Consider the following 14,948-nt stretch of genomic DNA (forward strand, 5'->3'; position numbering starts at 1 on the left):
ATGCATAAAAAAGTATATACAAATAAGGACATATTGGTATTGGGACTAATGTTGTTTGCCTTATTTTTAGGTGCCGGGAATATGATTTTCCCTCCATTACTAGGACAAGCAGCCGGTGATAATGTCGGAATAGCCGTAATTGGATTCTTGATTACAGGAGTTGGCCTGCCGCTTCTTGGAGTAATGGCCATTGCCTACACAGGTGGCGACCTTCAAACACTTGCTAATCGTGTACACCCAATTTTCGGAATTGTTTTTACTATCATTATGTATTTAGCGATCGGTCCATTCTTTGGCATACCTCGGACAGGAACTGTAGCCTTTGAAATTGGGGCAACACCTTTCTTGCCTGAATCGGTTAACCCGCAAGGCTGGGCACTGTTTCTTTTTACTTTAGTATTCTTTGCTATTACGTATTATCTTGCATTAAATCCTGCAAAACTTGTTGATCGAATTGGGAAAGTCTTAACACCCATCCTGTTAGTGGTTATTGGTATTCTTGTTGTTAAAAGTATCATCACTCCGATGGGCGCTATAGGTGCCCCAACAGAGCCTTACCAAAGCTCACCTTTCTTTAAAGGCTTTCTTGAAGGCTATCTAACCATGGATACCATTGCAGCTTTAGTTTTCGGAATTGTTGTAATTTCTGCAATAAAAGATAAAGGCGTAACAGATAAAAAAACAATCACTTCGCTTTGTTTGAAAGCAGGATTTATTGCCGCCATAGGTCTTACTATCGTTTATGGGGGGTTATCCTACCTTGGGGCAACTAGTCTTGATGCAGTGGGTGCTGCCGGGAATGGCGGTCAAATATTGTCCAGCTCTGCCAATTATCTGTTTGGTTCTGTCGGCGCAGTGATTTTGGGGCTTGCAATTACATTTGCTTGCTTGACGACATCTGTAGGACTTGTTTCGGCGACAAGCAAATACTTTTCTAAGATTATGCCGTCTGTATCTTACAAAGTATTTGTTGCCATCCTATCCATCTTTAGTTTAGTTGTATCTAATGCCGGCCTAGAGCAATTGATTACGATTTCGTTGCCTGTATTAATTATGATCTATCCATTAGCGATTGTGCTAATTGTTCTTTCGTTCTACCGTTGGAAAAATGAATCGTTTGTATATGGATTTGCATTGCTATTCACAGGAATAATTAGTGTTGTGGATGGATTGGCTATGGCTGAGATTGATATTACATTTTTACAGGAAATTTTCAGCATACTTCCTTTTTATAATGAAGGGGTAGGTTGGTTGGTACCGGCAGTGATTGGGGTTCTAATTGGGCTGGTTGTTGGGGCATTAACCTCGAAGCAATCTAATGAGAGCATTGCATGACTATAAACTCACAAAGGAGCTTTCCTTTGACAGCCACTTTTTTGACAAAAATAAATAAAAACGCACAAAAAAATCGTCTCTGAAAGGACGATTTTTTTGTGCAATCTTACGATTACTATTGAAAATTATTATCTGCAAATGACTCTAACTCTCACCTTCAAACCCTATGTCTTCATTATGAAAGAAGATGAGGTAAGGGGATGTGACTTTTTAAGAAGTCAGCATTCCTAAAATAGGTTTAGGATTTTCTATTTTGAATAGCTTCATGTGTATTGATAATTTGCTCATATACTCCCTGTCCTTTTTTAGAACAGATAGATATAAATAGAGCATCAATGATAGCAAGCTGTGCAATACGAGCAGTCATCGTACCGATACGGAGATTTTGTTCTTCTTCCGACATGGTCAGCACAATATCAGCTAAACGGCGAGCAGGAGATGGTGCATGCTGAGTTAAAAGAATAGTCCGGACTCCTCTTTCCTTTGCAAGAGTTAGTACATCTATTACCTCTTTGGTTTTTCCGGACGTGGAGATAACAAAAACAACGTCCGCTTTCGTCGTATTAGCAAGCATCATCATTTGCAAATGATTATCTTCTGATTGATAAACAGGCATGTTAATTCTGAGAAGCTTTTGTTTAAAGTCCTGTGCAACGATTGCCGAACCTACCACTCCATAAAGATACACACGCTCCGCACCGCTCAAAGCCTCTACAGCCTCATTAAACGAGGAGACAGTCAAAATTTTCTGTGTGTTTTGTAATGCTTGCATGGTGTTCATCATCACTTTTTGAATGACGGTGTTCGTATCATCATGAAATTGAAGAGGCATATCAAGGACAGCATCACTTCGAGCAGAAATTTCTTTTGCGAGTTCAATCTTCAATATTTTAAAGCTTTGAATACCAAGTCTTTTACAAAAGCGGATAACAGAAGCTTCACTTCCACTGCAGGCTGTGGCAAGTTCTTTTGTGCTCATTTGTGTAACTCGTTCTGCATTCTCTAAAACAAAAGTGGCCACAATCTTTTCTGCATCTGTAAAACGGTCTAATTGACGTTCTATTTGCTTTATGACAGAAAATGAGGTCATGATGTCTCCTTTCATTCTTTTATAATTTTACAAGAAAACGAAAATGTCTGGCCTGGTGATATCATTTCTATTAATGGGATGTCTTGTTTTACTACCCTTCCAATAACATTAACTTTTTCACTGGCAGGTAAATTATTGCGTGTAACTTGCAGTTCGCCAGCGTATCTTCCATAGTTATTATTATCGATTGTTATCGTTCCTTTATCTCGAGGCAGCTGATTGTGAGGTATGATGCATACGCTTCTTTTTTGGGCGTAAAAGCGAGACGTTTCTGAACGGACTACATCCCTGGATGGATCCATTCTGCTGCGATGCTGGATTTGCAGTGTTCGCTCTTCCTCTTCGTTTAAAGGTAAGTGTTCACAATGAATTAATATGATGTCTTCCTTATACATCATGAGCTGCTTCCATGTAGCTTCTTTGATTCCACGATCTCCAATACATACTTTATCAACATAGAAATCTTTTGTCATCTCTAAAAAGGCAGCAAACACTGATTGTCCGCGATGCTTTTCGACTGTTGGTAGACCTTCTTCAAGAGGGCCTCTCAGTATGTCACCTGGGATAAAAGCCATAACCGTCAGTCCTTGTTCTTTAAGCCATTTGTTTCGTTCTATAAACCACTTTTCTTCAAGGCCAGTTTCTGGTCGTGGATAATAATTATGCCAGGCTTCCACTTGATCTGTTTCTAATCCTGCATCTTTTAAATCCTGAAGAAAATCTTCATCTATCGTACTGGCATTTAATGCAACCTTCATATTTTTTGCTAACTTTGCAATTTGCTCTGGGGTGAAGCCATAATCTACCCTGATTCCTGCTACTCCCCATTTTTTTAATCCACCAGCTTCCTCCATCGAAATACCAAGGTGCTGCCAAGTGGAGGGGGAAATATCAACCATTAAGTCCATCTTCTCATTCAGCGCCAATTCCCCCAGCTGCTTTAGTTCCGTAACATAAATCGATGGGTCATCTTCAGGAATGTGTAAAGAAGTAAATATTGTCCTTGCACCTGCTTTATACATTTCCTCTATGTATTTTTTCGTTGCTTCCAAGGATTGTTGACCTAGATAAACTGAAATTCCTAACATTTCAAAAACCCCTCCGTTTATAAAGAATTTTTTCGTACACTATGCTGATTTTTCGTATTTTTATTATTTTTTAACAAGCTGAAAGTAGCAATTATGGAGAATAGAGCCTCATAAAAAAGCTGCCCTACCATTGGCGAGCAGCTTTTTCTATGTGATTTGGTTAGTATAAGTTTTCTGCCATTTCTTCTTTAAATCCAAACGCATAGGTGAAGATAAATCCAAAAATATACGTAATTACCAGACCACCGATATAAAACAGAAAGCGATTATCTGCAATTAAAGGGGTCAGTGATAGACCGGAAACGCCAATCCCTGTTGCGGCTGTTTTAACAAGAGCCTGGTAAGCTCCACCTACTGCAGCCCCCATACATGCAGTTATAAAAGGTCGGCCAAGTGGTAAAGTTACCCCGTATAATAAAGGTTCACCGATACCAAGAAAACCTACCGGCAGGGCTCCTTTAATCGTATTACGTAATTTTTGGTTGCGAGTTTTTATAAAGATAGCCATTGCAGCACCAACTTGTCCTGCACCCGCCATGGCTAAGATTGTTAAAATAGGGGTAACACCAGTACTGTTAATAAACTCTAAATGAATCGGTGTTAGACCATGGTGCAGTCCTACCATAACTAGCGGCAGAAAGAATCCTGCCAATACCGCACCGGCTACTACTCCGCCGACATCTAAAATAAATTTGATACCTGAAGTAATACCATCTGCTAACATACCGCCAACAGGCTGTACAAACAGAAGGGTTGCAAAACCAACAATCAATACTGTAATTAACGGTGTCACAATAATATCGACAGCTCCAGGTACACCTTTTCTTACTGTCCGCTCGACCACAGCCATTAACCATGCAGCAAACATTACAGCAAATAATCCTCCACGTCCAGGAACCAGTGCTTCTCCAAACAATGTTATGTCAGCAAGACCGGGGTTGATAATTAATATCCCCGCAATGGCACCTAAAGCCGGGGTTCCGTTAAATTCTTTTGCAGTGTTCCACCCAACAAGAATTCCTAAGTAGGCAAACACCCCTCCTCCTATTAAAAGCAGCATGCTTAACCAAGTTGATGTAGGATCAGCCCCTGCATTTTTTGCAAAGTTAGCCATCCCATTGATAATTCCAGATGCAACCAAGGCGGGAATTAATGGAATGAAAATGTTTCCTATTTTTCTAAGAAGGTTTTTAAAAGGTTTATCGTTTTTCTTCTTAAATGATGCTTTTACATCATCAGCCGTAGATGAACCTTCACTTGAAACTTCACCAATTCTCAATCCTGTTATGCGGCTCATTTCTTCAGATACACGATTAACTGTTCCAGGTCCAACAACAATTTGCAGTGTGTCATCCTCGATTACTCCCATTACCCCATCCACTTGACTGAGCTCCTGTGGTTGCACCAGATTTTCATTTTTAAGGGTTAAACGAACTCGCGTCATGCAGTGATTTAATTGTGCTATATTTTCTTTACCACCCACTTTTTCAATAATGGATTGAGCTAATTTTACTTCTTTCTTCATGTCTCCTCACCCCTGTTCCTTAATCCTTATCTAGATAGCATTTCGAACGAAGCCGCCAGAGTTTTCAAGCTTCTCCAATGCTTCTTCATAACTTATATTTGTTAAAATCATTACTATCGCAGCCTTGACATTACCTTTTGCCATCTCTGAATACTCCGCTGCAACTTCTTCTTCTACACCTGTTGCCTGACAGATAATTGCTCTTGCACGATGATGTAATTTCTCATTTGTTGTTTGAACATCCACCATTAAGTTTTGATAAGCTTTACCAAGACCGATCATTACAGTAGTTGAAATCATATTCAGAACAAGCTTCTGTGCCGTTCCTGCTTTTAAGCGCGTGGATCCTGTTAGTACTTCTGGTCCAGTAACTACTTCAATCGGGAATTGTGCATGCTTACTAATAATAGAACCTTCATTACAAGAAATACTCGCCGTTGTAGCACCTATAGATTGTGCATAGTTTAATGCTCCAATGACATAAGGTGTACGGCCGCTTGCTGCAAGCCCTACAACAACATCGTTTTCTGTTAAGTTCAAGTCCTTTAAGTCCTGTTCTCCACCCTCTACAGAATCTTCTGCACCTTCTACTGCTTTTGTGAAAGCCTTTTGTCCACCGGCAATTAAGCCCACAACAAGTCCAGCATCTACACCAAATGTTGGAGAACATTCCACTGCGTCCAGAACGCCTAGTCTCCCGCTCGTTCCAGCACCAGTATAAATCAGCCGTCCACCTTTTTTTAGAGATGCGATTGTTTGAATCACAAGCTTCTCAATAATTGGAATCGCTTCCATTATGGCAGCAGGTACTGTTCGATCTTCAGTATTCATTGCTTCAAGAATCTCAAGTATACTCATTTCATCTAAGTTCATTGTGTTCTGATTACGCTGCTCTGTTGATAATTTATTTAATTTCATCTAATCCCCTACTTCATATATATTTTTGTTATTTTAGGATATGAAAACCCTTACAGTTTTCATTACACTTATTATACTTCCAAAGAAATTAAAAATCAATTTTTTTTATTATTATTTGAAATTTAATTTCACAATTTCACTCTAATTCCTATTATATAAACATTCTAGATACGGCTAAACTTCCATATTAATCGGATTACTGTTGTTTATAGTATTATATTTAACAATAATACATCTTCTTAATTATGATATATAAAGAAAATAAATCTCTTTTAGACGATGCTATTTTCACTGCCTTAAATCTTAAAAAAATTGCCATTGGCCATGGAGAGGTCTCGTGATGGCCTATGTCGTTAGCTAAGGGGAAGTCTATCTTGAGTGAAAACCTTATGAAATTAAAAAGGGTTTCGGAATATGGCCATTCCGAAACCCTTTTGTCATGGTTTATTTTTTTCTAGTAGAGAAAGCAGTTGGTCAATACCTATGCGTTCATCCTCTATGTTCCACTCTTTGAGCATTTGTTGACTGAGCCCATCTTGATGAATGTGGGGGGGCGTCACTTTCTCTTCCCTAGCTTGATCTGTAGAAGGAGAAGCGCCTGTTTCTTCTTCCTGGGAAGGGGAAGAGATTACAGGTTGTGCAGTCTCTTCTTTCTTTTCCTTAAAGGATGCGTAAAAGTTGTACCATATAAAGGTCCCGCTGATGAGCAGGATGGCTACAAGGAAAGTTTGCGCGTATTTCACTTTTTAACTTTCCTTTTCAAGTACTTTTTCTATTTTCTTCAACACACCTGGTTCTACCTTTTCTAGTGAAGTAGCGGCTTCTTCCAGAGCATTCTTATATTCATAATTTCTAAATAACTGCTCTGCCTCTACCAAGCTTTCATGAATGGAAGGATGTTTGCTTCGATATCTATTTCCATACTGTATGACACTTTCCGCCAAGTAGGCATGATCAAGGATTTCCAGAGCTTCTTCATGACATTTTTCAACACTTGACACAGCTTCATAAAGCACAGTATTCACTTCAAGGATATTTAACGGTTTTTCTTCCAATTTCCCCGTTACCGCCTTCAGCTGATCATTCGCCAAAGATAGCTCCTGATACACGCTTTTTGGCAACCCAGGGATGTTACTTTTTTCTATGGAACGCTTTACTTCAAACAACATCTTTCTTAAAGAATTCAACTGCTCTCTTGCAGCCATTTCATCCTTACGCAATGTCATCAAACTTTCTGTATACTGTTGATGGATCTCTTGAAGTGAGTTGATTTGTTCACAGATGTCCTCCAACTCCTCTTTCAATATGCTGAAGGCAATGGTCTGATCAAGAAGGTGGCCACTTAGTTTCTCATACCTGTCATTGAGCGCGAGCATGGATTCTTCTATTTTCTTTTGCGTTAGAATGTCTTCTTGTTGAAGCTGATAGCTTTCCTGCACCACATAGGTTTCTTGCTTTGTCTTCTCACTCGCAGAGGATAAGGCAATTAAAATAGCTTCAACAGATGGAAGTTCTTTTATGACATAGTGTTTTGCCAATACTTCTTTTTCAATCTGGTCATATAGCTCATCCATTTCCGTTTTGATAAGCTCAATTCCTTCTTTTGCCTCTAACACCTTAGTCTCCATGAGCAACTTCGTAGACTGTTTTAGTTTATCTTGAAGGCTAGCAATGCTTTTTTCCAGGTTGACATGATCAAGGATGTACCCTTCCGCAAGCATTTCCTTATATCCCGTTTCCACTTCGGCAAGTTGACTAGGTATGACAGACTGACATTCAATCAAGAGTCCTGGAATATATTCTAGTTTTATTCCAAAACCTTCTAATTCCTTTTCAATTCTCTCAATCAACTCTCTTGCAACTAGATAATCCCCGTTGGATATAGATTGATTAAATTCTGCGAAAAGCTGTTGAATCTGTTCCAGTTCTTTTTCTAACAAAGGGGTTGTGCTTCCATATTGGTGGCGTTGATTCAGCAGCTGCTTTTTAAAATCAGAATATTTCCCTTCCAATTTTTCATTTTCCTCAGCACTTTTTGCTTGGCTGCCGATCAGTTCATCCAACTCGTCATAAATAGCTTTAATTTTTAATTCAATATCTTGAAGTTTGCTGTCAGCAATCGACAACACCTCTTTTGCTTTTTTGAAACGATATTTATCTACGAAATCTTCTGCATCAAAGAGGTATTCCTCAATATTTACAAGCTCTGTAGATAGGATGTTATCCCATTGATAACGCCAGTTTTCAAAAAGCTCTTCCGTCTGACCGGTCATGTTCAAATCCTTCACTTTTGAAAGCTCTTCTGAAACAGGTTTGTTCATAATGGAAACTTTCCAATTTTCTAAGCGGTCAACTTCTTGATAAATTTTCTTTCTTCTTACAAAACTAATGCTGATAAATATAACTACTAGTGCTAAAATCCCAATGATAAATTCCATACCTAGTCCCCTTCTACCCGGATGGTGGTTCCTGTCTTCTATGTACAATTTTCAACTAAATCAGAGCCTGTTTATGTATAAAAAAAGCTAAATGGGCGGATATGTACTACTGGCCCATTTTATTTATATTTCAATGTTTTTATGATACCATGTAAACGACATTTTTTGACCAATATTTTTAATTTTTTTACATATTTCTTCTAGTATCGGAGGGTTTTTCTTGATTATCGACAAACATATACACACCCCCTATTGTCCGCATGGTAGCACAGACACGATAGAAAAGTATATTAATCAAGCTTTAAAGCTAAAATACAAGGAAATTTCCTTTACAGAACATGCCCCGCTTCCTCAATCTTTTCGCGATCCGGCACCTGATAAGGATAGTGCCATGGACTGGGCAAGCATCCCATCGTATTTGGATGAATTGCAGAAAATGAAAGCCTATTATGCTTCCGCTCTTAAAATCAACATCGGTCTGGAAGTGGACTTCATTGAAGGGTATGAAAAAGATACCTCTGAAATCTTAGATGAGCTTGGACCTCATTTGGATGACAGCATATTATCTGTCCATTTTCTAAAGAAAAATGAAACATATTATTGCCTGGATTTCAGTGAGGATGAATTTGAAAGAATAATAGGGGTGTTTGGTGGACTTTCCACTGTTTATGATTCTTATTTCTCCACTGTTTTAAAATCTATCCACTCTGATTTAGGCACTTATAAACCAAAAAGAATGGGACATATCACGTTGGTGGAAAAGTTCAAAAAACGTTTTCCCCACATCAGACCCACTCAGGAATATACAGAACCCATATTGGACGCCATCGCACTAAAAGGATATGAATTGGACTATAATGGGGCAGGATTTGTTAAACCACTCTGTAAAGATTCCTACCCTCCGACCTGCATTGCGAAAGAAGCATACAAAAGAAAAATCCCTCTCGTGTACGGATCAGACGCACACACAGCAAAGGGACTCGGCCAAGGATATGAATGGATAGATAAAAAGTTGCTAGAACACAAATAGAGAGGGATTTGCTCCCTCTCTTTTACAGTGCTATTTTCTCCAACTGCTCCTTCTCCACAAAAACAGACTGCTCCAACCACTGAACAATCACCTTCTCATACTGATCAACAGCAGACGTTTCATACGGCATAATATGCCATACTTCCGATAAATACTGAGTCTGCAAAAACGGCGTACTAATCATACTCTTTAATTGCATCACAGCCATTAGAACGGATGGAACATAGAATTCCTTCGTTTTATGCCCCTTTTCCAAAATCGCTTTAAAATAATACTTTTCCTTTGTTAAATACGTCGACATAATTTCCCGTACAAGCGTAGTATCAAAAGTAAGTTCCCGATAGACATATCGCGCCAATTGACGGTTCTCCCGGTGAAACTGCATGGTTCTTTCCACACATTCCAACAGGCATTCCCTCGCATTATAGGTAGACATTTTTTTATAAACCTTCTCTAAAATAGATATATATTGATCAAAAAAACTAGTTAGAAGGTGTTCTTGTAAACCTGCTTTATTATTAAAATAATAGGAGATGTGCCCAACGTTTACATTTGCTTTCTTGGCAAGTTCTCGGACGGAGGTTCCATCATAACCCTTTGTATTAAAAAGAATGATTGCCGCATCAATGATTCTTTGCTTTGTCTTTTCCATCTTCATTCACCCTTTCTGGTGATTTCGATTCTTAATTATTGATTTCGTGAAGATGAACGTATATCCTTTTATTAAATGTCGACAACTTCATTCGGTATTCTACGTATGTTGTTATTTTTCCACAATTAGCTATGAAAATGCGAGGGGATTATGATGTTTCAAGTCGAAAACTATAAAGGCACAAGAGAAGAAAAGTACGAGTTAGTGCTAAAACAATTGCAAGCTCTCATTGCCGACGAGCCTAATTTCATTGCCAATCTTTCCAATGCGTCCGCTTTGTTAAATGTTTTTTTAAAAGAAGTGAATTGGGTGGGGTTTTACTTAACAGATGAATCGAAACAAGACATATTGGTTTTAGGTCCGTTCCAGGGCCTTCCTGCATGTGTAAGAATTCCATTTGGGCGTGGAGTATGCGGTACTGCGGCTTCTTCAAAGGAAACGCAGCTTGTAGCAGATGTTCATGCATTCCCAGGGCATATCGCTTGTGATGCTGCATCTCAGTCTGAAATTGTGGTTCCAATGGTAGTAGACGGTAAAGTGATTGGGGTTCTTGATATTGATAGCCCGATTAAAGACCGCTTTGATGAACTGGATAAAGTTTATCTGGAGAAATTTGTTTCTATCTTGCTAACTGAAGCATGAAAAAAAAGCGTCTAACCTTAACTCTTGGGTTAGACGCTTTTTTTGGGACCGTTCCTTTCCGCTGCAGGCACTCGCTTTCCGCGGGCGTGTGCTTGAGCCTCCTCTCTGCGTTGCGGGGTCTCAACCTACCGCTATCCCCCGCAGGAGTCGAGTGCCTTCCGCTCCAATCCACTAAACCCTATAACTTTTAAATCATTTTAGACTATCTAATGCTTGTTTCAGGTCTTGCCATATGTCTTCTTTGCCTTCAAGGCCTACAGAGAGACGTAGCAGGCTGTCTGTTATCCCCATCAATTCTCGGTTTTCTTTTGGAACAACTGCATGGGTCATCGTAGCCGGGTGTTGGATCAATGTTTCCGCATCCCCCAGGCTTACAGCAATTTTAATCAGCTTTAATTCATTCAATAGCCTTTGTGCTTCTTCTTTACCGCCTTTAAGTGTAAAAGAAATAAGCCCCCCACCCTTTTTCATCTGTTTTTGCATGATAGGATATGCTTCATTTTTTTTATCACCCGGATAAAAAACCTTCTCGACCATTGGATGTGACTCTAATTGTTCAAAGGTATATTCAGCATTTTCACAATGGCGGTCTAAGCGGACGTGCAAAGTCTTTAGGCCGCGAATTAACAGCCATGCATCAAACGCAGACATAACGCCACCGATATCTTTTAATGTAGTCATGGATATTTCCGTAATCATCTCTTTAGAACCCACAATCAGACCAGCAATAACATCGCCATGTCCGCCAATATACTTAGTCGCACTATGGATGACAATATCACAACCGAGATCCAGCGGCTTCTGCAAATATGGAGAGCAGAATGTATTGTCCACGACTACTTTAATATTCTTCTCTTTGGCTATGGAAACGACCAGTTCCAAGTCTATCAATGCCATAGTTGGATTGATTGGAGTTTCTACATAGATGCAAGTCGTGTCCGGTTGGATGGCTTCTCTGATTTCCGATTCTGTCTGCATCGTACAAAAGCTGTGTGAAACATTATATTTATCTTTCAATAATTGTAATAAGCCAAACGTGCAGCCATAAATCCCTTGCGAACAAAGGATATGATCATTGCTTTTCGTTAATGCAATCAATACAGCAGACACTGCAGCCATACCTGATCCGAATGCAAGACCCGCTTCTCCGTTTTCTAGGGCTGCTATGCGCTCTTCTAACATTTTCACGGTAGGATTTCCTAGTCTTGAATAAATATAGCCTTCTTCTTCTCCTGCAAACCGGTTTTCCCCTTGTTGTGCCGTTTGAAAGGAAAAGGTAGAAGTTTGAAAGATTGGCGGTGCCAAACTTCCCTGATAAATGGAACTATCATATCCATGATGAATAACTTCCGTCTCAAACTGCTGTTTTTTCTGCTTATCCATAAAAATTTCTCCCTTCCAATTTCCCATCCATTACTAGCATATGGCAAACAACTAAAAAATGAAAGCGTTTTCTTTTGGTGCCGATAAAATTAATATGGAAAACAAAAATCCCCTCATCTACTATTAGATGAAGGGGGTAAATTTTGTATCCATCAACTTTTAACCTTTTTATTTGTTTCAGAGGAAACTTCTATACACCATTGATTTTTCCCTTGGTCCTTTGCTTTATAGAGGGCATAGTCTGCTCGGTGAAAAAGGTCCTTCGGGGTATCACGTGTGGTTTTGGTCCAAAAGGAAATTCCACATGAAACTGTCACACCAGGATGGGTCTCTTCCCTAATTTTCTCGATTATTCGGATGACAATACTCTCTCCTAATTGCAAATCTACTTTCGGAAGATAGATCGCAAGCTCTTCCCCACCCCATCTTGCACCAATATCAGTCTCCCTTATATTGGCCTTAATGATATCAGCGACCTGAATTAAGATCCTATCTCCTACCTGATGGCCAAACGTATCGTTGACCACTTTAAAGTCATCAATATCCAAGAGAATGAATGTGCCGTATGAGTCATTTTTCATCGATTTCTCAATTTTATCATCCAAATATTTTCTAGAATACAATTTCGTCAGATAATCAGTTATCACGTATTTTTCCAATTCTTCCCGTAGCATTGAATTATTAAATGCTAGTGTGGAGTGATGAATTAATGATTGTAATAGCTTGAACTGTTCAAAACTAAAAAAATAAGGCAGAGAGTGTGTTACCACACAAGCCCCTTTCCCCCCATTTGGTATGAGCATGGGAATAACCATACAAGAACAGAATGGTAGGTCTGATAGACGTTTATGTACACGAAGATCTCCAATAAAAAGCGGCTCCCCGTCAGAATATAAAAATTCTTTCATGTGCAACAAGTATTCTTTTATGTCGCTTTGTTTGAAGAATCCTGTTGACCCTGGCAAAATCTCCATGTCCTTCTCTTGATAAAAAACAAACGCAACTTCTTTTGCCTGAAAGGATTGAATGATTTTTTTCACCATAAAAGAGGTCACTTCTGTAAGCCTCAAGTTCGTATTCAATTGATGGGAAGTTTCATTAATCAGTTGCAAATCAGATATAACCTGCTTGGATTGCTCATAAAGCTGAGTATTTTCAAGCGCCGCTCCGGTTGCATCTGCAAGCAGTTTAATAAATTTAATTTCTGAATCTGGCAGTCTCGTAGCATCCAATGAAATGATTTGCATCACACCGTATACCCCTTGTCCACCTTTAATAGGGATATAGATATTAGCTCTTCTATCTTTCATGCAATTTTCAAATTGCACCTCGCCTGTCACATAGGCATTCATGGCACAGATGTTTGTATCGTCAAAATCTAATTTTTTGATTGGCAAGTGCTTAAGGTCATCATTATCTGAAGTTAACAAGAGTAGATATGAAAAGTCCTCATACATCCTTTGTAACAGTTTAATTACTTCAGATAATATAGCCTCTACCTTCATAGCGGAATGAAATTTGGATGTGATGGTATACAATTCTTCATACTGTTTTTCTTCATATCTTTTGTGTATGTAATGGTTATAATGTTGAAAAATAATTGAGAGTTCTTTTGACATTTGATTGAAGCTATCTAATGGAAGAGGTACCGGAGAAAGAAACTGTAGATCAATTTTGCCGATTGCATGTCCCCCATCAAAAAGAGGAATGATCACATTTTCCAGATTACTACCTTTACTGGTTTGCATAGTATAGGAAACTGCCTGTTCACAAATGATGGATTGATTTTGTGTAAGATAGTTCCCTTCCAACGTTACAATTGCCTGCTCTGCTTGAAGTTCTTCTTTCAATAACAGCTGTAACTGTGTGAGAAAGGTAGTTTGTGTAAGATTGGAAGACGAAAGGAAAAAATCAAATATTCTGCTTTTAATTTCTAGCATTTTGTTATTGGATTCCATTTTTTTCACCTTTTATATTACTTATTACCTATATTATAACGGTAACAGGTAACATTTTCCTAGCATTATTTTACGGAACTAATAAAATCGTGTCTTTTTCAAATAGAACAAACCATAGATCCTTCTGTTCTGAAAGCCTTTCAACAGACATAGGTTCTTTATCAAGTTGCTTTTTCAAAATAGAATCATCTTCATTATGAATCTGTAACTCATAAAGTCCAGAATCACCTTCTGTTACATCCACCGAAAACGTTGGATCTTCCTCTTTGATATATTCTTCTTGCCTTTTTGCTTGCTGTAAGTCCGAATCATAATAGACCCAGGTCTTGTCCAACTTCAGCCAAACTCCATCAGAGACTTCATCCCGTTTTATATCGGTTGGTGCCTCTTCTAAATTTATGGCCTTCTGCGTTTCAAAGCGATAGTTGTTTTCTATGTCTACTTTATAAATAACTAGCATAGGTTGATTTTCATGTTCTTTTACCATGGCTAGCATTGGAAAATCATGGTGTTGATTCATTTCTTGAAGAACGACAGCCAATTGTTTTACCTGTATTTGTTCGGGTTGAACAACGGCCTGTTCATTGGTTGGGGTATATTGATTTACAAATAAATAAAGTGTTACTGCAGCAATTGCTGCAATAATGCTGAATCGGATGATTTTTTCCTTGCCAGTTTCCTTATACATCTTCATTCCACCTTGATATAATTCTGAGAAAATTATATCATATACATCTGCTACTTTATCCTATTTAATAGACCACATTTTTTTAAGTCCCCAACCTTTTCTAAACTATCCTTGACTTCTTATCCTTTTTTCCGATATAATAGCCTTTGTGTAAAATATTGCAGCCTATGTGGTATGCTATGTTGATTCATTTTGTTCCCC

Annotated in this window: 13 protein-coding genes; 3 read left to right on the forward strand and 10 right to left on the reverse strand. The window is 38.7% G+C overall.

The window, feature by feature from the left end; all coding sequences use genetic code 11:
• Entirely contained in the window at nucleotides 1-1,335 is a 1,335-nt protein-coding gene (gene brnQ / locus LG307_RS17110; protein ID WP_404444499.1) for a branched-chain amino acid transport system II carrier protein, read from the forward strand.
• Between the two features lie 238 nt (nucleotides 1,336-1,573).
• On the opposite strand, the gene LG307_RS17115 is transcribed toward brnQ, so the two are convergent.
• From LG307_RS17115 to ezrA, 6 genes are all read right to left on the reverse strand, one after another.
• A complete protein-coding gene (locus tag LG307_RS17115) occupies nucleotides 1,574-2,425 on the reverse strand; it encodes a MurR/RpiR family transcriptional regulator (protein WP_404444502.1) in 852 nt (283 codons plus the stop codon).
• Nucleotides 2,426-2,436: 11 nt separating this feature from the next.
• Nucleotides 2,437-3,513 (reverse strand): DUF871 domain-containing protein, encoded by a 1,077-nt coding sequence (locus LG307_RS17120; protein ID WP_404444505.1) that lies wholly within the window; start codon nucleotides 3,511-3,513, stop codon nucleotides 2,437-2,439.
• Nucleotides 3,514-3,673: 160 nt separating this feature from the next.
• On the reverse strand, nucleotides 3,674-5,038 hold the full coding sequence (locus LG307_RS17125) for a PTS transporter subunit EIIC (RefSeq protein WP_404444507.1): 1,365 nt from the start codon (nucleotides 5,036-5,038) through the stop codon (nucleotides 3,674-3,676).
• A 30-nt stretch (nucleotides 5,039-5,068) separates the two neighbouring features.
• On the reverse strand, nucleotides 5,069-5,956 hold the full coding sequence (murQ, locus tag LG307_RS17130; RefSeq protein WP_404444510.1) for an N-acetylmuramic acid 6-phosphate etherase: 888 nt from the start codon (nucleotides 5,954-5,956) through the stop codon (nucleotides 5,069-5,071).
• A gap of 437 nt (nucleotides 5,957-6,393) precedes the next feature.
• Entirely contained in the window at nucleotides 6,394-6,699 is a 306-nt protein-coding gene (locus LG307_RS17135) for a hypothetical protein (RefSeq protein ID WP_404444513.1), read from the reverse strand.
• A 3-nt stretch (nucleotides 6,700-6,702) separates the two neighbouring features.
• Nucleotides 6,703-8,394: a septation ring formation regulator EzrA gene (ezrA, locus tag LG307_RS17140; protein ID WP_404444516.1), complete on the reverse strand. Its 1,692-nt coding sequence runs from the start codon at nucleotides 8,392-8,394 to the stop codon at nucleotides 6,703-6,705.
• A 220-nt stretch (nucleotides 8,395-8,614) separates the two neighbouring features.
• On the opposite strand from ezrA, the gene hisJ reads away from it, so the two are divergent.
• A complete protein-coding gene (gene hisJ, locus LG307_RS17145) occupies nucleotides 8,615-9,424 on the forward strand; it encodes a histidinol-phosphatase HisJ (protein ID WP_404444519.1) in 810 nt (269 codons plus the stop codon).
• A 22-nt stretch (nucleotides 9,425-9,446) separates the two neighbouring features.
• On the opposite strand, the gene refZ is transcribed toward hisJ, so the two are convergent.
• On the reverse strand, nucleotides 9,447-10,076 hold the full coding sequence (gene refZ, locus LG307_RS17150; protein WP_404444521.1) for a forespore capture DNA-binding protein RefZ: 630 nt from the start codon (nucleotides 10,074-10,076) through the stop codon (nucleotides 9,447-9,449).
• Nucleotides 10,077-10,229: 153 nt separating this feature from the next.
• Here refZ and LG307_RS17155 point away from each other — a divergent pair, with 153 nt between their 5' ends.
• Nucleotides 10,230-10,718, forward strand: coding sequence for a GAF domain-containing protein (locus tag LG307_RS17155; protein WP_404450487.1), 489 nt, complete (start codon nucleotides 10,230-10,232; stop codon nucleotides 10,716-10,718).
• 192 nt (nucleotides 10,719-10,910) lie between these two features.
• Here the strand turns inward: LG307_RS17155 and megL are convergent, their stop codons facing one another.
• From megL to LG307_RS17170, 3 genes are all read right to left on the reverse strand, one after another.
• A complete protein-coding gene (gene megL, locus LG307_RS17160) occupies nucleotides 10,911-12,101 on the reverse strand; it encodes a methionine gamma-lyase (protein WP_404444523.1) in 1,191 nt (396 codons plus the stop codon).
• A 152-nt stretch (nucleotides 12,102-12,253) separates the two neighbouring features.
• Complete coding sequence (locus tag LG307_RS17165; RefSeq protein ID WP_404444526.1) at nucleotides 12,254-14,059, reverse strand: diguanylate cyclase domain-containing protein; 1,806 nt, start codon at nucleotides 14,057-14,059, stop codon at nucleotides 12,254-12,256.
• A 70-nt stretch (nucleotides 14,060-14,129) separates the two neighbouring features.
• Nucleotides 14,130-14,747: a hypothetical protein gene (locus tag LG307_RS17170; protein WP_404444529.1), complete on the reverse strand. Its 618-nt coding sequence runs from the start codon at nucleotides 14,745-14,747 to the stop codon at nucleotides 14,130-14,132.
• Nucleotides 14,748-14,948: the final 201 nt, after the last annotated feature.

Source organism: Sutcliffiella horikoshii (assembly GCF_044809035.1).
Lineage (GTDB): Bacteria > Bacillota > Bacilli > Bacillales > Bacillaceae_I > Sutcliffiella_A > Sutcliffiella_A horikoshii_G.

Coding starts and splice junctions, on each gene's coding strand:
- brnQ (WP_404444499.1), top strand. CDS start 1: ATGCATAAAAAAGTATATACAAATAAGGACATATTGGTATTGGGACTA.
- LG307_RS17115 (WP_404444502.1), bottom strand. CDS start 2,425: ATGACCTCATTTTCTGTCATAAAGCAAATAGAACGTCAATTAGACCGT.
- LG307_RS17120 (WP_404444505.1), bottom strand. CDS start 3,513: ATGTTAGGAATTTCAGTTTATCTAGGTCAACAATCCTTGGAAGCAACG.
- LG307_RS17125 (WP_404444507.1), bottom strand. CDS start 5,038: ATGAAGAAAGAAGTAAAATTAGCTCAATCCATTATTGAAAAAGTGGGT.
- murQ (WP_404444510.1), bottom strand. CDS start 5,956: ATGAAATTAAATAAATTATCAACAGAGCAGCGTAATCAGAACACAATG.
- ezrA (WP_404444516.1), bottom strand. CDS start 8,394: ATGGAATTTATCATTGGGATTTTAGCACTAGTAGTTATATTTATCAGC.
- refZ (WP_404444521.1), bottom strand. CDS start 10,076: ATGGAAAAGACAAAGCAAAGAATCATTGATGCGGCAATCATTCTTTTT.
- LG307_RS17155 (WP_404450487.1), top strand. CDS start 10,230: ATGTTTCAAGTCGAAAACTATAAAGGCACAAGAGAAGAAAAGTACGAG.
- megL (WP_404444523.1), bottom strand. CDS start 12,101: ATGGATAAGCAGAAAAAACAGCAGTTTGAGACGGAAGTTATTCATCAT.
- LG307_RS17165 (WP_404444526.1), bottom strand. CDS start 14,059: ATGGAATCCAATAACAAAATGCTAGAAATTAAAAGCAGAATATTTGAT.
- LG307_RS17170 (WP_404444529.1), bottom strand. CDS start 14,747: ATGTATAAGGAAACTGGCAAGGAAAAAATCATCCGATTCAGCATTATT.